The sequence below is a fragment of the Amycolatopsis sp. NPDC058278 genome, assembly GCF_042881395.1.
Classification (GTDB): domain Bacteria; phylum Actinomycetota; class Actinomycetes; order Mycobacteriales; family Pseudonocardiaceae; genus Amycolatopsis.
Genome location: NZ_JBHVXZ010000031.1, coordinates 26,422 through 46,061 on the forward strand (window position 1 = coordinate 26,422; position 19,640 = coordinate 46,061).

Consider the following 19,640-nt stretch of genomic DNA (forward strand, 5'->3'; position numbering starts at 1 on the left):
GGCTCGGCCGGTTGATGTCCGATCGTGACCGGTCGGTCGAAACAAGCGATGTTCTGTCACCGACAGTGTGGCCATGTCTGGACACGAATCCCGCCCGCTCACCGACATTCGCGCTGTCGTCGTCACTGCGGCCGGCGATCGGTTCGCCACCGGCGCGGACGACGGCTCGATCCGCCTGTGGACCACGGTGCCGTTTCGGCGCTTGGACGCCGTCTCGGCCCACACCGGGGGGACGCTGGCACTGGCGCTGGACGAGGCCGGTGGCCAACTCTTCAGCGCGGGCCGCGATGGGCGGATCCTGCGCTGGAAAGTGTCGGAAAACGGGCTGACGCGTGCCGGTGAACTGAAGGGTTTGCGGGGTTACAAGCCCGTTCGAGGACTGGCGATATCGTCCGAACGAGTGGCTGCGGCGAGCGACGACGGTTCACTGCGGACGTGCGACCAGAGTGGCGAGGGCGGGTTCACCGAGAAGCTCGACCTGGAGCCTCGGACGATCGCCTTCCTTCCCGGTGGCGACAAGTTGGTGGTGGCCGGAACGCGCGGGCACGTGGGAGTGGCCCAAGTTTGGCGGGTGACCGCGACTGTCGAACCGCTCGCGGAGGTGAAGCTGGAGGGGTGCGAATTCATCCGCTGCGCCGTGGTCGCGGACCGGCGTTTCGTGCTCCTCGGTGGTGACGGTGGCAGCGTGGCCTGCTGGGATGTGGAAACGTGGATGGTCGAAACGCTCCGGACCGATCAACCGGACGTGGTGCACGCGATGGCCATGCGCGGTCCGGGTGAGTTCGTCGCGGGTGGCTCCGACGGCGCCCTGCGGCAGTGGAACATCCGGGACAAGCTGTCGAGACGTTTCCCGGACGTGAGCAGCAGCGGGATCCTCGCGCTGGCGGTCGCTCCGGGGTCGGATCCGCTCACCATGGTCGTCGCGGGCGGCAACGGCGCGCTGACCCGGTACCAGGACGATCACGTGCTGGACCGGCAGTTCAGCGGGCACGTCGGTGCGGTGCGTGCGATCGCGGTGAGCGCCGAAGACGATCTCGTCGCGACCGGCGGCACCGATCGCGTCATCCGGCTGTGGAACCGCAAGGGCGATTCCGAGGCCGAACTCGACGAGCACACCGGTGCCGTGACGGCGATCGCCACTTGGCCGGGTGACCGAGCCCAGCTCGTGTCGGGCGGTGAAGACCACAGAATCATCGTCTGGGATCGGTTCCGCAAGGCACCGGTCAACAAGGTGCCCATGGATCACGGGGCGAAGGTCTGGGCCGTGGCGGTCGATCCGCAGGGGAGGCGGATCTACTCCGGCGGCAACGACGGCAAGGTGGTCGTCTGGAACGCCACCACGCACAAGCGGATCGGACAGCCGTGGGTGGTGGCCGAGCGGGCGGTTTCGGCGATCGCCTTGTCCGGGGACGGTGAGTACGCGGTCTTCGGTTCGGATGACGGCAGAGTCATCTTCCGCGAGCTGCGCCGAAACGGCGGCGGTTCGGCCAAGACCTTCGTGGTGCCGGACGGTGCCCAGATCCACACGGTCGCTCTCGATCACGACGGCCAGATCGCGGTCGCAGGGTCGGGATCGGGCGTGATCACGGTGTGGGACACGGTGAACGGTGCACTCGTGTGCGACCCGATCCAGACCGGACACGGCGATGTCCGAAAAGTCTTGCTGTCCCCAGCGGGCGGTTCGATCATTTCGTGCGGTGAAGACGGTTCGGTCGAACGGTGGGACCGGAAGACCGGTGTTTCGCTTGGCAATGTCTTTCCCGACTTCGTCGACGCGGTGGAGACCATCGCTTTGATGCCGGAAGGGAAGGTCATCGTGGCCGGCGGTGGGGACGGCGAATTGGAGCTGGTCAGTACCGCCGAATACGGCTCGAGCCTGACCGATGCGGGTCATGCGTCGCCGGGTGAACAGCGGCCGGCGCAACGTCCGCACCCGTTCCTGACCGGGGACAACGCGACCGTGCATGACCTGATCGGGACCAGCAGCGATGTGTGGTCGATCGCCGAACTACTCGCCGCGCGACAGACCCAGGGGCCGGTCTCCGTTGCGCTGCTGGGGGAGTGGGGCTCGGGCAAGTCGAGCCTGATCCTCCAGGTCGAAGCATTCGTCCGGAAGCTGGCCGCCGGCGCGCGGGACAAGCCGGCGCCGTTCTGGCTGGCCGGGATCCGGCAGGTGCGGTTCAACGCCTGGCACTACAGCGACGACCACTTGTGGACCGGGCTCATCGAACAGCTGCTGTCCGCGCTGCGCGCCGAGAAGGCAGCGCCGGACGCGACCAACGGTGCCGGACTCAAAAAGGACCGCGACGACCTGCTCCGGTTGCAGGGCGGCCTGAAGGAGCATCTGAAAGCGGCCAAGGACGCACAGACGTCCGTGGTGCGCCGGAACGAGCATCTGGGCCGCGCGCTCGCAGCAGTGGCCGCCTACGACGCGAAGCGGGAAAATAAGCAGATGGCGGTCGCGGTGCAGGCCATCCGGAAGGGGCAGACCGGGGTTCGCTGGTTGTTCCGGAGCCGGACCGCCTTGCTGGTCGCACTGCTCTTGGGTACCGCTGTCGCGGCTCCGATCCTGATTCCCGCCCTGGCCGGCTGGGTCGTGACAGCTGCCACGTTGGTGACCGCGATGGCGACGTCGCTCACGAAGACGTACTCGTGGTGGAAGAAGCGCACCAGGGAACTCACCGAAAAGCTCACCGAGCGAGCGGAAGGGCTGGAAAAGGCACTGGCCGACAACACCGAACAACTCAAGCAGACGGATCCCGAATTCCTGCTCGACAAGCTCGCCGACGAGCTGTCGCTGCCCGACCGGTACCAGCACTTCCGGGGTTTGACCGGATACGTCCACCAGGACCTCAGCAAGTTCACCGAAGCACTCGAAGGCGTGGCCGCCGCCGGGAAGCGCGCCAAGATCGACCGGATCGTCCTCTACATCGACGACCTGGACCGGTGTGCCCCGGAGCGGGTCTCCGAGGTCCTGCACGCGGTCAACCTGCTGATGGCGTTCCCGGTTTTCGCCGTGGTGGTCGCGGTGGATCCCCCGGCCCTGTTCGAAGCACTGCGATCGGCCCGGGCGGTCACTGTCGACGAGTCACGGCAACGCTCGTTCGATCTCGGGCTGCTCGACAAGGTCTTCAACCTCGCGTTCGCGGTGCAGCCACTGGGTGATCGCGGTGGGCGCTACCTGCGTCAGCTGGTCAGCGACCTCGGGACGGTAGCCGAGGACGACCACGAGCCGGCGGCGGCGGAACCGGCCGAAACCGGCGGCGCGGCCCCGGCTTCCCCGCGGACGGCCACCGCGGTCGCAGGGATGCGCTCGCTCTCGGCGCCGGAGCCTGTGCAGACGCCGCCGCACCTGCCGCCGATCAGCCACGAAGAGCTGGACTTGCTGGCGTCACTGACGTCAATCCTGCCCGGGCCTCGTGCGGTCAAGAAGCTGTCGAACATCTACCGCTTGATCTTGGCGGGCGAGTTCGATCGACGTATCGAGCTCCTGAACGGCGACTACCGGGTGGCCGCGGTGCTGGCCGCGGGGCTGGTCCGGTCACCGGAACAGTTCGCTTCGCTGATCCGGCACCTGAGCACCGTCCAGCTGTGCCCGAGTGACCACCACCGCGACGTCGTCGGCGTGCTGCAGCGGTGCGGCAACGGCTGTGCGGAACTGGCGGACGTGCTCGCCACCGAGATCGCGAAACTGCCGCGAGAAAGCCGGTGCCCGGAACGGTACAAAAGCTGGTCAGTGAAGATCGCGAGGTACGGCTTCGCGACCTACCAGCACTACGTCGCGTCGTAGCGACGCGCCCACACAGACGGGCCGCAAAGTCGTAGGAACGCCGAATCGGACTTGTCAGGATCCGCCGGCCTGAGTCAGAGCTCAGCCGAGGGTTTCAGGGAAGCCCGCACGCGGGCGGCGTCAGCGGTCCGTTCCTGCGCTTCAAAGAGTTCCAAGGCCTTCTCCAGCGCCGCCCGGGCTGACTCGGCTCGTCCTGACGTTAGGTACGCCGCGCTCACGCCTTCCAGGGTGTTCGCCTCCTCGTAAGCGTTTCCCGCCTCTCGGCGCAGTGCCAGCGCCTGCTGGTAGTAGTCGACGGCGGTGTCGTACTCGCCGGTCTGGTGCGCGATGTGGCCCAGACTGTCGAGCGTGGAGGACGATCCGTCGCGATCGCCATGCTGGAGTTGCAGGGTGAGTGCTTCGCGGCAATGCGACAACGCCTCGTCGTAGTGGCCTTGTTTGGCCAGGTACCAGCCGACGGTGTTGAGTGCGTCCGCTTCGCGGGTGCTGCTCCCCATGGCGCGGTACAGCCGCAATGCGTTTTCGGCGTGGGTGCACGCCTGCTCGTAGCGGTGCTGGGCGCCCAGCACCCAAGCCATGATCCGGTGACTGTGAGCTTGGTTTTCGACATCGCCGATGGTCGCGGCCAGCGTCAGCGCCGCGTCGAGGTGGGACATCGCCGCGTCCCACTGCCTCACCTGGGCAAGAGCGCGAGCCAGCCGGCGAGACGCCAGCGCCTGCTGCGACTTGTCCTCCAGCAGATCGGCCGAGGTTCTCGCGAGCTGCCACACGGCGAGGAGGTCGTTGTTCCGCCCTTTCCGGTGCAGGAACGTGTCCATCGCCCAGGCCAGCTGCCACGTCGGCTCGATCAGGCCGCGCGTCGCGGCGGTCCGCTGAGCGGCGATCAAGCAGGCGTGCTCCGCTTCGAACCACGCCATCGCGTTCTGCTCGGTCAACGTGAGCGCCGACGCGCCGGCCACGGGCGGGCCCAGTTCGATGGGCGTCGAATGGGGGTACAGCGCGCGATCACCCCGATGGGCCGTGCGCAGGTAGAAGTCGAGGATCCGCCGCACCGCGGCGTCTTGGCTTTCGGCAGAGCGTTGTGGTCCCAGGGTGGCCGCGTACTGCCGGACCAGGTCGTGCATCGCGTATCGGCCCGGACTGACCATCGTCAGCAGCGAAGCCTCCTCGAGTGCGTACAAGATCCGGCGCGCCTCGCCGGCCTCCACGCCGAGGAGTGCCGCGGCCGCCGGCAGGCTGAGGTCCGGGCCCGGCGCGAGCCCCCACAACGCGAATGCCCGTCGTTGCTCCTCGGCGAGGGCCGAGAAGGACCACGAGAGGACGGTGGGCAGGCTGGCCAGAGGATCGTTGCCGCTGAGCGCGGTGAGACCGGTGTTCCGGAGCTCGTCGACCAAGTCCGACAGCCTTGCCCGCGGCCGCAGCGAGCTGCGGCTGACCACAATGCTCAACGCGAGCGGAAAGCCCGCGCAGTACTCCAGCAGCGCCGCCACCGCCTCGGGCTCCGCGGAGATCCGATCGTGCCCCAACTTCCCCTCGAGAAGAGCGAGGGCATCCGCTTCGTCCAGAACATCGACGACCAAGTGCCCGGCTCCATGCGCGGTCTGTAGGCCCGCCAGGTGGTTCCGGCTCGTGACCAGCACCGTGCACTCGCTGCCACCGGGCAGGAGCGGCGCCACCTGCTCCGTGCTCGCCGCGTTGTCCAGGACGATCAGCATGCGCCTGTCGGCGACCAACGTCCGGAACTGCGCGGACAGGGCGTGCGCGTCGGAAGGAAGGCGGTCGGCGTCCACGCCGAGCGCATCGAGGAAGCCTCGCACCGCCGTCTCCGGCGACATCGGGCCGCTGTCCGGGCTGAACCCGCGCAGATCGACGAACAGCTGCCCGTCGGGAAACCGGGCGAGGTGGTCGTGAGCCCAGCGCGCCGCCAGCCAGGTCTTGCCGATCCCGCCGACCCCTCCGAGGGCCGAAATCACGACGCTCCGGCCGATCGTCGCCGTGTCGTCCGGCAGCAGCGCGTCCAGCGCACTTCGCTCGGCGGACCGCCCGACGAACGACGTCGGTACGGCCGGGAGCTGCCGAGGTACCCCCAGCTCGCGCGGGGGGTGGTGGATGTGCACGGAACCGCTGATGACACCCGCCTGGACCACGGTGCCGCTCACCGGAGCGGACACCTGGTTGACCACCATGCCCACCTGCGCTGCTTCAGATGCGCGTTCGGGCTCGACTTCGTCCTTCATGCGGCCCTCAGTAGTCCCAGTGGATCTTGCTCCAGGTCAAGTCGGTGAATTCGATCCCGTACAAGGTCAACATCGCGGCGTAGTGCTTTACGTGCGCACTGATCGGGCGGCTTCCCTCGGTCGAGTGTGAATAGACGAAGAATTCGCTGTCGTCAAGGCCGACTTCGAACGGCTGGACAGCGCGTGTGTCGGACAGCGCGATCCGCTCGCCGTACGGCAGATACCACTGTCCCGGTTTTATCCCCAATCCGATCAGGTCCCGGTCGGAGTTCTCCCCCGTGCTCTTCGCGGGCATGTGGCCGCTGACGAACTCGCCTTCCACGGTGAGTGACAACCGGCCCATCGGCCAGGCATGGCAGTCGATCACCGCGTTGCGGTAGTGGTCTCTTCCGCCACCGGGGTGGGGGTTCGCCAGCACCGAGAGTGGCTGGGCACCCTTGCTTCGCAGGTAATGGGCGCTTTGTTCCGCCAGTTGCCGCAGGTGCTCGAGCCGCTTCCGATGCCGTTCGAACTCCGTCCTTTGTGCGGCGGCGTTCTTGGCGTCCTGGTCGACGTGGAACCCGACCAGTGCATCCACCTCATCGCCAAAGCTGCCCATCTTCGCGACCTCCGACGTCTCGGGCTCAACGCACAAGGTAGCGTCCGCTTGGTGAGTTCGGTGTGGTTTCGGCGTGGGTGAATTGATCTTGATTGCCGCGCCCTCCGGCTGCATCGATGCCCGGTTCGAATTCCCGAGAAGGCTTCGCTGGTGGCCAGGCCCGCTTCTTCGTCGCGAACGGTGATGGCTGGACCTGCCGGGCCTTCAACGCACTGCTGCCGGGTTCAGAACCAGCGGCGCACGGCCCGCTCGAACGAGCCACGGTCCGGGACGCGCTCACCGGCCCAGGCGACGATGCCGTCCGGGCGGATCAGCACCGCGCCGAAGCCCAAGTCGTTCTTCGCCGGGCCCGCCTCGTACCGGATCCGGTTGCCGTACCGGCGCGCCACCTCTTGCAGGGGACCGTCCGCGCTGAAGTCGAGGGCGACGCCGCGGCCGTCGTGCAGCAGGTCGCCGACGCGGGTTCCGTTCTCCAGTGTGAAGTCCGGGGCGTTGTGGCCGACCAGACCCTGCTCGCCCAGGTCGTAGTGCAGCGAAGTTCCGCTGGTGCGCTCGAAAACGTACGTTGTTCCGTCGCGTGTGGACAGAACGTCGTGGAGGACGGACCGGGCTGCGCGGGAATGGCGGTCCGGGCGCATGGCCGCCACCTGGGCTCGGGACCAGTCGAGTACCCGGGCTCCGATCGGGTGGCGTTCGGCCGTGTACGTGTCGAGGAGTCCGGACGGTGCGTTGCCGGCCGCCGTTGCCGACAGCTTCCAGCCCAGGTTCATCGCGTCGCCGATGCCGAGGTTGAGGCCCTGGCCGCCCAATGGGGAGTGGATGTGGGCCGCGTCTCCGGCCAGCAGGATACGTCCTCGGCGGTACGTGGTCGCCTGCTTCGCGCGGTCGGTGAAGGTGGAAGCGAGGTGCAGCTCGCCGAGCGTCACGTCGGTGCCCGACACCCGGCGCAGCACCGACTGGAGGTGTTCGCGGGTCGGTGGTCGGGAACGGTCGTACGCGCCGCCGTCGAAGTCCAGTACGCCCAGGTGGCCCGGCTCGGACATTGTCAGGTACATGCCCTGCGGGGTCACGGTGAAGCCCGGAGCGAGGAGACCGGGATCGGCGAGCGTGACCAGCGCGAGGTAGCCGGTCAGCTGCGGCTCGGTGCCGGCGAAGTCGAAGCCCGCGAGCCGCCGGACCGTGCTGCGGCCGCCGTCGCAGCCGACGAGCCAGCGGGCCGGGTACTCCTGCTCCGCGGCCCGGGCCACCGCCGCCGAGCCGTCCTGGGTGATCGCCGTGATCGCGACGCCGCGGCGGATCTCGACGCCGAGCTCGGCCGCCCGCTCGGCCAGCACCGTCTCCACCGCCTCGAGGCTGGTCATGATGCCGTCGAGCGCCGGGCTGGGCAGGCGGTAGGGCAGGCGGGCGAGGTCGACGTCGGCCGGGTCGAGGGGCGTCCCGGCGAAGTGGCCGACCGACCGCGGCGGCGCCGGCTCGTCCGTGACGGGCCGCTCGGCCACGCCCGACGCGGCCAGCAGCGGCGGCAGCATCCCGCGGCGGTAGAACGCCTCGACCGATCCGCCCGACAGGCCCCGCATGCCGAGCGGGAAGCTCCGCCACGGGGACCGCGGCTCCGGCTCCCGTTCGAGCACCAGCACCGAACAGCCCGCGAGGCCGAGTTCGCAGGCCAGGAACAGACCCACCGGGCCGGCTCCCACGATCACCACGTCATGCATCACAAACCGCTTTCTCGAGGTCTTGAACGTGCCTCGAGACTGACGGCCGTCACGCACACGGCGCGCACACCGCGCTCACCCCGCGAGCCGCGCCGGGTCAGCGGCGGCGACGGCTGCCGGCGCATCCAGCTCCCAGCCCTCCGCGTACGCCGCGGCGAACCCGGCCTCGCCCAGGGCGGCCCGGCCCCGGTGGGTGAGCTCGCGGACCTGCGGATCGGTGCGGTCGTGCGCCCCACGCAGCCGGGCGGCGACGCCGAGCAGCACGGCCGGCTCCCGCTGCCGTCCGCGTGCTTCGGCGAGCGCGGCCGTGTGCACCGTCACCAGCGACAGGATCGGCAGGTCCCGGGCCGCCAGCGCGGCCGCGTACGCCGCTCGCCCGGCCTGGTCCGCGCCGGCCGGGTCGCCCAGGGCCAGGCAGAGCGCGGACCGCGCGCCGGCGATCAGCGCCCGGGCGTGGTCGGAGGGGAACCCCGTGTCGACGAGCAGCCGGCGTTCGGCGTCGTCGAGGAGGGCCCCGGCCCCGGCCAGGTCGCCGAGGCGCACGCGCAGGCCGGCCTCCCAGCCGTCGATCAGGACCGGCAGTTCCGCCGACGACGCGCGCAGCAGCCGCTCCCGGACCGAGCCGATCACCGCCAGCGCCCGGCCGGTTTCGCCGCGCCGGATGTGCAGGTCGATCCAGCGCAGGTCGTTGTAGAGCTGGTCGCCGAGGCTGAGCGTGCCGAACTCGCCCGCCAGCGCCTGGGCCTCGCGCAGGTCGGCCAGCGCGCCGTCGAGGTCTTCGTAGCGCCGCAACTGGGCCCGCATCGGCAGCGTCGCCGACTGGCCCCACCGGTCGCCGGCCCGCCGGAAGCCGGCCAGCGCGGCCGCCACGTGGACGCGCACCCGGTCGAGCTCGCCCGCGTTTTCGGCGATCTCGGCCTGGAACATGTGAGCCAGCCCGGACAGCCACACGTCGTCACCGTCGGCCAGCTGCCGGAAGATCGCGAGTGCGGACTCGTCGCCCAGCAGGAAGAGCAGCATCGGGCCGAACACGCGGTAGTGGCCGGGCAGCCGCGGGTGCGCCAGCAGCCGTCCGGCCAGCTCGCGCATCTCCGCCCGGTCTTCCGCGGCTTCCCCGGCGCTGATCCCGGACAGGATGTCCGCGCGGCTGAGCAGGTGGGCGGCCCGGGCGCAGTCCCGCTCGGGCGTCGGCTCGCCGCCGGGCACCGCCAAGGCCTCGCCCAGCCAGTAGCCGGCGTCGGAGTCGCGGCCGAACATCTGCCAGTACCAGGTGAGCGCGAGGGCCAGCGCGATCGCGGCGGCGGAGTCATGGGTGGCGCACAGGTGACGCAGGGCGGCGACCGCGTTGTCGTACTCGGCGCCGATGACTGCCATGGCCGCCAGCTGGCCTGGCCCGCGCAGCTCGGCGTCGTGGCGGGTGATCAGCCCGGTGAAGTGGGCGGCGGCCAGGTCGCGAACCGGGCCGAGATCGCCGGCGAGCCGTTCGATGCCGTACTCGCGGATGGTCTCGAGCATGCGGTAGCGGCCGGTGCCGGGCGCGAGCTGCAGCAGCGACCGGTCGACGAGGGCGGCGAGTAGGTCGGGGACTTCGCCGGCGGGCACGGTGGTGCCCGCGCAGACGGCGGCGGCCGAGGCGGACGTGACGCCGCCGGGCAGGACGGCGATCCGGTCCGCGACCGTGCGTTCGCGCTCGTCGAGCAGCTCCCAGCTCCAGGCGATGACCGCACGCAGGGTGCGGTGCCGCGGCGGCGCGGTACGGCTGCCGGTGGTGAGCAGCCGGAACCGGTCGGCGAGCCCGTCGGCCAGGTCCGGCAGCGACAGCGTCCGCAACCGGGCGGCGGCCAGCTCGAGGGCCAGCGGCAGGCCGTCCAAGCCGCGCACCACGCGCACGATGTCGGACAGCGTGGTTTCGTCGACGGCGAAACCGGGCCGCACGGCGGCGGCCCGCTCGGTGAACAGGCGCACTGAGGCCACTTCGCGGACGTCGTCGTCCAGGCCGGGCAGGGCGAGCGGCCCCAGCGGTACCAGTGCTTCGCCGTCCACGGCCAGGGGTTCGCGGCTGGTGGCGAGCACCCGCAGGCCGGGGCAGCGGGGCAACAGCGTCGCGACCAGGTGGGCCACGGCGTCGATCAGGTGCTCGCAGTTGTCGACCAGCAGCAGGCTTTCCCGGCCGCCGAGCTCGCTGACGAGCACGTCCAGCTCGTCAGCGTGCTCGGCCCCGGCGCGCTTGCGGGCGTCGAACAGCGCGCTGCCGCGCAGGCCGATCCCGGCGAGCACGGCCGGCGCGACCTTCGCGGGTTCGGTGACGGAGGCGAGGTCGATGAGCCGGACGTCGTGGCCGTGCCGGCGAGCGGCCTCCAGCGCGAGCCGGGTCTTGCCGGCGCCACCGGGGCCGAGGACGGTGACCAGGCGTCCGGTCCTGAGCAGGGCGGAGACGCGCGCGAGGTCGTCGTCGCGGCCGATGAAGCTGGTCAGCGGCGCGGGCAGGGGAGCGGGCCGGGGCCGGTCCGGGGCAGGGGCCGGGAGGGGTTGCAGCAGACGCAGGTGGCGTTCCCGCAGCGCGGTGCCCGGGTCGGCGCCGAGGGTTTCGGCCAGGGTCCGGCGGACGCGCTCGTAGACGGACAGCGCCTCGGCCTGACGTCCCTGCGCGGCGAGCGCGTCCATCAGCAGGGCCGCCGCCCGCTCGTGCGCCGGGTGCTCGGCCAGCAGCGCGGTCAGCCGGGCGGCGGCCGGTTCGGCGCGTCCCAGCGACAGTTCCGCGTCGGCGAGGTCCGCGATGGCTTCGATCGACAGCCGGGTCAGCCGGGTCGCCACCGCCGGGGCGACGGCGGCGATGAGCGCGGGCTCGCCCCACAACGCCACCGCCTCGGCGAGGGCGGTGCTCGCGGCTTCGGCGTCCCCGGCCCGCAGCCGCTCCCGGCCGGCCGCGGTGAGCTGCTCGAAGCGCAGGGCGTCCACGTCGGCCACCGCCAGCCGGTAGCCGCCCGCGACCTGCACGAGCAAGCCGTCGGCCGGGGCGAGGGTGCGGCGCAGCCGGGAAACGAGGGTCTGCAGGGCAGAGGCGGTGCCGGACGGCGGTTTGTCGCCCCACACCGCGTCGACCAGTACCCCCGGCTCGACCGCGCGGCCCCCGGCGAGCGCCAGCCGGACGAGCAGGGCCCGCAACCGCGCGCCCGGGACGGGCAGGACCGTGTCACCCCGGGACACCTGGAACGTGCCCAGCAGCGTGATGCGAAGCCCGTCCATGCCCCGATCTTCGCGTGCCCGGCCTCGTGGCCTCAACGAGGGCGGCCGCGTGAGCGCGGTGTGCGTCCCGTGTGCGCGGCCCACCGCAGCCTTCGGAGGTCAGCACGACCACGGGAGGCAACAGATGACCGACACGAACATCGGCTGGGTCCGCAGCTGGGGCGCCTCGCCCCAATCGCCGTACGGCGGGCTGGGCTCGCTCGAGGACCAACCGCCCTTCGCCGACGTGACGCTCCGCCAGGTGGTGCGCCTCAGCGGCGGCGGGCGCCGGGTGCGCGTCCGCTTCACCAACGAGTTCGGCACCGCGCCCGTCACCATCGGCGCGGCGCAAGTGGGCCTCGCGGTGCCCGGCGGCGGCGTGCGGGACGGACGCGTGCTGACGTTCTCCGGTGCCACGGCCGTCACCGTTCCCACGGGCGCACCGATGCTGAGTGACCCGGTGGAGCTGCCCGCGGCGGCGTTGACCGAGCTGTCCGTCAGCCTCTACCTGCCCGAGCGCGTGGAAACCTGTACGTGCCACGAACCCGTCTTCGACACCGGCTGGACGATCCCGGGTGACGCCGTCGCGGCTTCGGTGCTGCCGGCGGACGCCACCGCCCTGCCGGTGCGGGCGCTCATCTCCGCGGTCGACGTGGTCCCCGACGCCCCGGCAACGGCCGTCGTCGTGGTCGGCGACTCGCGCACCGACGGCGCCGGGTCCACTCCGGACACCCACCACAGCTGGCCGGAGCTGCTGGCCGCGCGAGGCGCGGGTTTCGTCGTCAACCAGGGCATCAGCGGCAACCGGCTGCTCGACGAAGGCATCGGGTCCGCGGTCCTGGCCCGCTTCGACCGGGACGTGCTGGCGACGCCGGGCCTCGGCTGCGTCGTGGTGTCCGTGGGCGGCAACGACCTCGCCATCTCCTTCGCCCCGCGCGACGACGGTCCGCTGGCCGACTTCCTGAAGGCGTTCCCCGGTGCACCGGTGACGACGGACGACGTCATCGCCGGCTACCGGCAGCTGGTGACGCGGGCGCGTGAACGCGGGGTGCGGGTCTACGCCACCACGATCGCGCCCTTCGAAGGCGCCGACGCCTTCACCCCGGGGTGCGAGACCGCACGCCAGGTGGTGAACGAGTGGATCCGCACCGGCGGCGCGTTCGACGCGGTGCTGGACTTCGACGCCGTCTGGCGCGACCCGGACCACCCCAGCCGGATCAGGGAAGGCCTCCACTCCGGCGACTACCTGCACGGCAGCGACGCGGGCTACCGGGCACTGGCCGACTCGGTCGATTTGTCACTGTTCGGCTGAGCCCGAACCGGGCGGCCATCTCCGGGAAACCGGGACGCCGGCCGGGTGAACGCGGCCACCATGGCGGGATGGCGTTCACCGAACCACCCGATCCCGGTCAGGCGCGCACGCTGGCCGAGCTCATCGCGCAGCTGCGGCTGCTCAAGGCGTGGGCGGGCGGCCCGTCGTACGCGCAGATCGCCGAGCGGGTCAACCGGCTCTGGACGGCCGCCGGGCGGCCACCCGGCGAGCGGACCGCCCGCACCACCGTCGCCGACTGCTTCAAGCCCGGCCGGGCGCGGCCCAACACCGATCTGCTGCTGGCCGTCGTCGAGGTGCTGCACCCGGACCCGGGTTACGTCGCCGACTGGCAGCACGTGCTGCGGGTGGTCCGCGGCCGCGCGGAGGCGGCGACCTTCGTCCAGGCGCAGCTCGGCCTGCCGGAGGCGGACGCGCACTTCACCGGGCGCCGGGCGGAACTCGCGCGGCTGGGCGCGGTGCTCGGCGATGGCGCGGGCGGGCGGGTGGCGGTGATCGCGGGCATGGCCGGGGTCGGCAAGACCGGGCTGGCCGTCCACGCCGGCCACGAGCTCCTGCGCACGGGCCGGTGCGACAACGCGCTTTTCGTGAACCTGCGCGGGTTCCACCCCGACCCCGGCCGGCCGCCGGTCGATCCGGCCGCGGTGCTCGACTCCTTCCTGCGGCTGCTCGGCGTGCCCGGGCACGCCGTCCCCGCCGACCTGGCCGGCAAGACGCGGGTCTACCAGGAACGATCGGCCGGGCGGCGCCTGCTGGTCGTCCTCGACAACGCGAGCAGCGAGGAGCAGGTCCGCCCCCTGCTGCCCGGCGAGCGGGGCGGCCCGGTGCTCGTCACCAGCCGCCTGGCGTTCGCCGGGCCGGCCGGGGCCACGCACGTGCCCTTGGACGTGCTGAGCCCGGACGACGCGCTCGCGTACCTGCGGCGCACCGTCGGCGCGGAACGGGTCGACCAGGCACCCGGCGTGGCCCGGCGGATCACCGCCGAGCTCGGCCGGCTGCCGCTCGCGCTGAGCCTCGCCGCGCTGTGGATGACCGCGCCGGCCCACCGGCCGTGGCTGCTGGCCGACCACCTGGAGCGGCTCGAGCAGCGGCGCGCGCACCTGCGGCTCGACAACGCCGTGGACGCGTCGATCAGCCTGTCCTACGACCAGCTCGCCGAGCCGGAGCGGCGGGCCTTGCGGCTGCTGGCGTTGCACCCGGGCGCGGACCTGGACGCCCACGGCATCGCGGCGCTCGCCGATACCGGCCTGGCGGAGGCGACCCGGATCGCGGACCGGCTCGTCACCGCGCACCTGGTGCGGCGCGACGAGGCGGGCCGGTTCGAGCTGCACGACCTCATCCGCGCGTTCGGCATGGCACGGGCCGAGGACGAGGACGCCCCCGCCGGCCGGAAGGCCGCGCTGACGCGGTTGCTCGACTACTACACGTTCGCGGCCGCCACCGCGATGGACCAGTACGCGCCGCGGATGCGGGCCTACCGGCCGCGCGTCCCCGACCCCGGCCTGCCGATCCCGCCGCTGACCGACCGCGAGCCGGCGACCGCGTGGCTGGACGCCGAACGCGCCAACCTGGTCGGCGCCGGTGTCCACGGGGTGGCGTCCGGCCACGCGGGCCTGCTGTCGCGGCTGCTGTTCCGGTACCTGCAGACCGGCGGCTACATCAGCGAAGCGCTGGTCCTGCACGCGAGCGCGGCCGAATCGGCCGACCCGGCCGCCCGCGGGCACGCACTGGTGAGCCTCGCCGCCACCCACAGCCAGGTCGGCCGCTACGAGGTGGCGACGCGGCACGTCGAGGAGGCACTGGACTGCTTCCGCGGCGCCGGAGACCGCTCCGGCGAATGCCGGGCGCTCGGCACGCTGGGCGCGATCACGTCGTGGAACGCCGACTTCGTGCGGTCGGCGGGGTTCCTGCGGGAGGCGTTGACGCTGTCCCGCGAGCTCCGCGACCGGGCCGGCGAACGGACCGCGCTGACCAACCTCGGCTTCGTCTACGGGCGGCTGGGCTGGTACGCCGAGGCGCTGGAGATCCACATGAAAGCGCTGGCCATCGACCAGCAGACCGGCGACCTGTGCGACACGGGGCGCACCCTGCTCAACATCGGCGACACGCACCTGCGTTCGGGCGGTCACGCGGAGGCCTGCGGCTACTTCCGCCGCGCCACCGCGATCGCCGAGCAGGCGGGCGACCGCGACCTGCACCTGGAAGCGCTGCTGTGCCTCGCGGACGCGTCGCTGGAACTGGGCCGGACGGAGCACGCGCGGACGACGCACGAGTGTGCGCTGGCGATCGCGGTGGACCTGGGGAGCCTGCACGCGGCGGCCCGGGCGCACACGGGCCTGGCCCGGGCGCTGACCGTGTCGGGTGATCCGGAGCGGGCCCGGCACCACTGGCTCGCGGCCCGGGACCACCACCGGGAGCTGGGGTTGCCGGAGCCGGCGGAGATCGCGGCGGGAGCGGATTGTTCAGTGGCGGCCGGCGGCTGAGCCGGCGCGCATTCCGCAAGGCGCCCCCTGCGCCCCAATGGGCTTTTCCCAGTGGGGGCGGGGCAGGTGTTGTTGTGTGATGAGGCGTGGGGCCGCGGTACATCTGTGGTACTCGAGCAAGCACCGCGCCTTGGGCGGGAACATCCAGTTCTAGCCACCCCGGGCGGGTTCCCGCTCCGGACCTCGCCGGTGCTGCCCGGCTCCCGCAACGACCTCTCCGCCGCCCGCGGCCTCGGCATTACCGGCGCGCTCACTGCCGCCGCGGCTACCGGCCTGCCCGTCCTGCCCGACAAGGCATCCCACTTAGCCGACCACGGCATCCACACCCCCGATCAAGAAAACCGCAACTCAACCCACTCCTCGACCCCGTCAGCGGCTCTGCAACCTGCTGCAATCCCGCGCCCGGGCTCTCGGTGATCGCACCATGGTCCCTGCTCAAACCCGCTGGCGAACCCTCGATCACATCAGCCTCTGCCCACCCCAACGCCCCCACCAGCCACACCACGGGGAGACAACCCCAATGTGGCCTTGGTTGCGTTGAGCACTCCGAAGGCCACATCGGGTGCGTTGAGCGCACCGACGGCCACCTTGGGGCGCATTCTCCGGGACTCGCGGCGGCGTCCGGGTTCGTCCGGGATTGCTGCCCGCGGACGCACCGACCGCGATGCTCGCAGCCGGTGCGGGATCGCGGTAGCGCGTCCCACACCTCGGACACCCACCGTCGAAGGGAGACACCATGGGGCGCCTGATCGACCGCGTGCTGAACCGGATCGTGCCCACCGCACAGGCTTCCGCCTGCAGCGGCCAGTACTTCTGCAATGCCCAAGGCCACAAGGGCTACTGGTACCGCTTCTGCTGCCCGCAGACCGGCTGCGAGTGGTCCAAGGTCCGCAGCACCTGCTGATCCGGTCCGAGCGTGCCGGGCGGTGTCCGCCGCCTTCCCCGCGGACACCGCCCGGCGTGGATGGAGTGACATGGAGTACCTGCGGGCCGCCGGCGCGGCAGTGATCGCCGTGGTCTTCGCCGCCTCGGCGTTCTCGAAGCTGCGGGACTTCCGCGGGTTCGCGCGCTCGGTGCCCGCGCTGGTGCCGATGCCCGCCAAGTGGGTCACGCCGGTGTCGGTGGCCGTGGTGGGCACTGAACTGGCCTCCGCGGTCCTCGTGCTGGTCACCGCCGTGGCCGGCTTCGTCCTCGCATCGGCGTTGCTGCTGGCCTTCACCGCCGCCATCGCCGCTTCACTGCGACGCGGGCGGCGTGCCCCGTGCCGCTGCTTCGGCGCGACCGAAACCCCGATCGGCCCGCGCCACCTGGTCCGCAACACCCTGCTGGTCTGCTTCGCCGTCCTCGGCGCGCTCGCGCCGGCGCACCAGCCGCCCGTCGCCGGAGCCGCCATCGCCTTCGCGGCCGGGGTGGTGGTGGCCGTGCTCATCGTCGCCATGGACGACATCGCCGTCGTGTTCGCAAGGAGTTCCTGATGCCTTACGTCGTCGCCACCTTGGTGCTGCTGGGCGTGGTGTGCCTGCTGAACCTGCTCCTGACCGTCGGGATCCTGCGCCGGATGCGAGCTCAGCCCGCCGCGAGGTCCGAGCCGCCGTTCGCGCTGCGCCCCGGCTCGGCCGTCGGCGAGTTCGCCGTCACCACGACCGACGGCGAGCCGCTCACCGCCGCCGGGCTCGAGGGCACGGTGGCGTTCTTCTCCGCCGACTGCGCCGCCTGTCACGACACCCTGCCGGACTTCCTCGCCTACGCCCGCGCACAGGGCCGTGACCACGTCTTCGCCGTCTTCGGCGGCGAAGAGCCGGACACCGTGCGCGCGCTCGCCGAGGTCGCCCACGTGGTGACGGCCGAGCTGGACGGCGGCCCGGTCGCCGCCGCGTTCCGCAACACCTGGACGCCCGCGTTGTACGTGGTGGCGGCCGGGCGGGTGACCGCGACCGCCGGCCGGGTGCACGAACTGCCCGTGCCCGCCGGACGGTGACCGTGGGGGAACCGGACCACCGGATCGGCGCGGAGCAGGTACGGGCGGCGGGCGCGGCCGCCGCCCGGCTGCTCTGGCGGTCCGGACCGGCACGGCTGCTGGGACTGGTGGCCATGACCGCGGCCGCGGCCACCGCCCCGATCGCCACCGCCTGGCTCACCAAACTCGTCCTCGACCGCCTCGTCGAGCGCACCGGCGCGGTCGGCGGCCTCGCCGTGGCCCTGGTGCTGACCGGGCTCGCCGTCGCCGCGCTGCCCGTGGTCGTCCACTACGTCCGCGCGCAGATCGGCCGCGCGGCCAGCACCGTCGCCACCGACCGGCTGTTCGCCGCGCTGGGCAGGCAAGTCGGGTTGCGCACCTTCGAGAACCCGGCCTACCAGGACCGGCTGCGCCTGGCCCAGGAAAGCTGCGGCCGGATGCCGGAAATCGTCGACGGAGTCGGCGGCACGCTCAGCGGGACGCTTTCACTGGCCGGGTTCCTCGGCTCGCTGCTCCTGCTGAGCCCGGCGATGACCGGCGTAGTGCTCGCCGCCGCGATCCCCGCCCTGCTCGCCGAACTGCTGCTGGCCCGGCGCCGGGCCGCGGTGGAGTGGCGCATCGAGCGGTTCACCCGGCGCGAGTTCTTCTACAGCCAGCTACTCACCGGCATCCCCGCCGCGACCGAAATCCGGCTGTTCGGCATCGGGGCGTTCCTGCGCGCCCGGCTGATGGACGAGCGCCGCAGCGCCAACGAAGCCCAGCGCCGCATGGACGAGCGGGAGCTGTGGACCATGGGCGGGCTGACGGCGCTGAGCGCGGCCGTCGCCGGGGCGGGGCTCTGGTGGGCGATCACCTCGGCGTACGACGGGTCGCTCAGCGCCGGCGACGTCTCGATGTTCGTGGCCGCCGTCGCCGGGGTGCAGGCCGCGCTGGGCACGCTGGCGTCGTCGATCGCCGGCGGACAGGCCCGGCTGCTGTCGTTCGCGCACTACGTCGCCGTGGTCCACGCGGAACCCGATCTGCCGAGCGGTTCCCGCGACACGGTTCCCGCGCTGCGGCAAGGGCTCGAGCTGCGTGACGTCTGGTTCCGGTACAGCGACGACCACCCGTGGGTGCTGCGCGGGGTGGACCTCGCCATCCCGCACGGTGCGGCGGTCGCCCTCGTCGGCCTCAACGGCGCGGGCAAGAGCACGCTCGTGAAGCTGTTGTGCCGCATGTACGACCCGACGCGCGGGCAGATCCTCTGGGACGGCGTCGACCTGCGCGACCTGCCGCCAGCCCTGCTGCGCCAGCGGATCAGCGCCGTCTTCCAGGACCACATGAACTACGACATGACCGCGGCCGAGAACATCGGGCTCGGCGAGCTGTCCGCGCTGGACGACCGGGCCCGGCTGGTGGACGCCGCGACCCGGGCGGGCGCGCACGAGCGGATCGCCGCCCTGCCGAAGGGTTACGACACACCGCTCACCCGGATCTTCGAGATCGGCACCGAGGACACCTCGACCGGGGTGGTGCTTTCCGGCGGGCAGTGGCAGCGGCTGGCGCTGGCCCGCTCGCTCGTCCGGGAGAGCCGGGACCTGATGATCCTCGACGAGCCGAGCTCCGGCCTCGACCCGGAGGCCGAACAGGAGGTGCACGCGCGCATCCGCGAGCACCGGCAAGGCCGGACGAGCCTGCTCATCTCGCACCGGCTGAGCGCGGTGCGCGACGCCGACCGCATCGCCGTGCTCGAGGACGGCCGGATCAGCGAGCTGGGCACGCACGAGAGCCTGCTCGCCGCCGACGGTGGCTACGCGCGCCTGTTCCGCCTGCAGGCCGACGGCTACCAGGCGGTGTCGTGAAAGGACCGGTCTTTCTCGGGTTGCTGATCGCCGGCAGCGTGTTCGCCGCCCGCCGGCGGCTGATCATGACCACAGTGGACGGTCCGAGCATGGCCCCGGCGTTGCTGTCCGGCGACCGGGTCCTGGTGCGCCGGACCCGCCGCCCGCGCCGCGGCCAGGTGGCCCTCATGCGCTTCCCTCAGCTGCCGAGCGGAGCGCCGACAGGGGACCAGCTGCTGCTCAAGCGCGTGGTGGCGGTGGCGGGCGACCGCCTCCCGCCCGGCTGGGCCGAGCCGGACGTGCACGGCCTCGGCGGCGAGGTGGTGCCCGGCGGCTGCGCCGTCGTGCTGGGCGACAACCGGCCGAGCAGCTGGGATTCCCGGCACTACGGGTTCGTGCCGCGGGAGCAGATCGTCGGCGTGGTGGTGCGCCACGTGTCCCGCGGGTGAACCGGCCCGGAGGTCCGGGTGCCTCCGGGCCGCGGT

12 protein-coding genes are annotated in these 19,640 nt (G+C 72.1%); 8 read left to right on the forward strand and 4 right to left on the reverse strand.

Annotated elements, in window-relative coordinates; translation table 11 throughout:
* Positions 1-73: 73 nt before the first annotated feature.
* On the forward strand, positions 74-3,790 hold the full coding sequence (locus ACFVYA_RS18335; protein ID WP_387046344.1) for a P-loop NTPase fold protein: 3,717 nt from the start codon (positions 74-76) through the stop codon (positions 3,788-3,790).
* 74 nt (positions 3,791-3,864) lie between these two features.
* Here ACFVYA_RS18335 and ACFVYA_RS18340 read toward each other — a convergent pair whose 3' ends face one another.
* The 4 genes from ACFVYA_RS18340 to ACFVYA_RS18355 all read right to left on the reverse strand — a co-directional run bounded on the left by ACFVYA_RS18340 (position 3,865) and on the right by ACFVYA_RS18355 (position 11,586).
* Positions 3,865-5,763, reverse strand: a complete 1,899-nt coding sequence (locus ACFVYA_RS18340; protein ID WP_387046346.1) for an ATP-binding protein — start codon at positions 5,761-5,763, stop codon at positions 3,865-3,867.
* A gap of 271 nt (positions 5,764-6,034) precedes the next feature.
* Positions 6,035-6,625, reverse strand: coding sequence for a hypothetical protein (locus tag ACFVYA_RS18345; protein ID WP_387046348.1), 591 nt, complete (start codon positions 6,623-6,625; stop codon positions 6,035-6,037).
* A gap of 224 nt (positions 6,626-6,849) precedes the next feature.
* Positions 6,850-8,340, reverse strand: a complete 1,491-nt coding sequence (locus ACFVYA_RS18350) for an FAD-dependent monooxygenase (RefSeq protein WP_387046349.1) — start codon at positions 8,338-8,340, stop codon at positions 6,850-6,852.
* 75 nt (positions 8,341-8,415) lie between these two features.
* Positions 8,416-11,586 carry a BTAD domain-containing putative transcriptional regulator gene (locus ACFVYA_RS18355; RefSeq protein ID WP_387046351.1) on the reverse strand — a complete coding sequence of 1,057 codons (3,171 nt, stop codon included), beginning with the start codon at positions 11,584-11,586 and terminating at the stop codon, positions 8,416-8,418.
* A 124-nt stretch (positions 11,587-11,710) separates the two neighbouring features.
* Between ACFVYA_RS18355 and ACFVYA_RS18360 the strand changes: the two genes are divergently transcribed.
* The 7 genes from ACFVYA_RS18360 (at position 11,711) to ACFVYA_RS18390 (ending at position 19,604) form a co-directional block, all read left to right on the forward strand.
* Positions 11,711-12,877 (forward strand): SGNH/GDSL hydrolase family protein, encoded by a 1,167-nt coding sequence (locus tag ACFVYA_RS18360; protein WP_387046353.1) that lies wholly within the window; start codon positions 11,711-11,713, stop codon positions 12,875-12,877.
* A 68-nt stretch (positions 12,878-12,945) separates the two neighbouring features.
* Entirely contained in the window at positions 12,946-15,378 is a 2,433-nt protein-coding gene (locus tag ACFVYA_RS18365) for a tetratricopeptide repeat protein (RefSeq protein ID WP_387046354.1), read from the forward strand.
* Between the two features lie 736 nt (positions 15,379-16,114).
* Positions 16,115-16,282 carry a hypothetical protein gene (locus ACFVYA_RS18370; protein ID WP_285986230.1) on the forward strand — a complete coding sequence of 56 codons (168 nt, stop codon included), beginning with the start codon at positions 16,115-16,117 and terminating at the stop codon, positions 16,280-16,282.
* Positions 16,283-16,352: 70 nt separating this feature from the next.
* Positions 16,353-16,853: a MauE/DoxX family redox-associated membrane protein gene (locus ACFVYA_RS18375; protein ID WP_387046356.1), complete on the forward strand. Its 501-nt coding sequence runs from the start codon at positions 16,353-16,355 to the stop codon at positions 16,851-16,853.
* The gene (locus ACFVYA_RS18380) at positions 16,853-17,356 is read left to right on the forward strand and encodes a TlpA family protein disulfide reductase (RefSeq protein ID WP_387046358.1); all 504 of its coding nucleotides are present in this window, start codon (positions 16,853-16,855) and stop codon (positions 17,354-17,356) included. Before ACFVYA_RS18375 ends, ACFVYA_RS18380 begins: the two co-directional genes overlap by 1 nt.
* Positions 17,353-19,176: an ABC transporter ATP-binding protein gene (locus tag ACFVYA_RS18385; protein ID WP_387046360.1), complete on the forward strand. Its 1,824-nt coding sequence runs from the start codon at positions 17,353-17,355 to the stop codon at positions 19,174-19,176. Before ACFVYA_RS18380 ends, ACFVYA_RS18385 begins: the two co-directional genes overlap by 4 nt.
* Positions 19,173-19,604, forward strand: a complete 432-nt coding sequence (locus tag ACFVYA_RS18390; RefSeq protein WP_387046362.1) for a S26 family signal peptidase — start codon at positions 19,173-19,175, stop codon at positions 19,602-19,604. Before ACFVYA_RS18385 ends, ACFVYA_RS18390 begins: the two co-directional genes overlap by 4 nt.
* Positions 19,605-19,640: the final 36 nt, after the last annotated feature.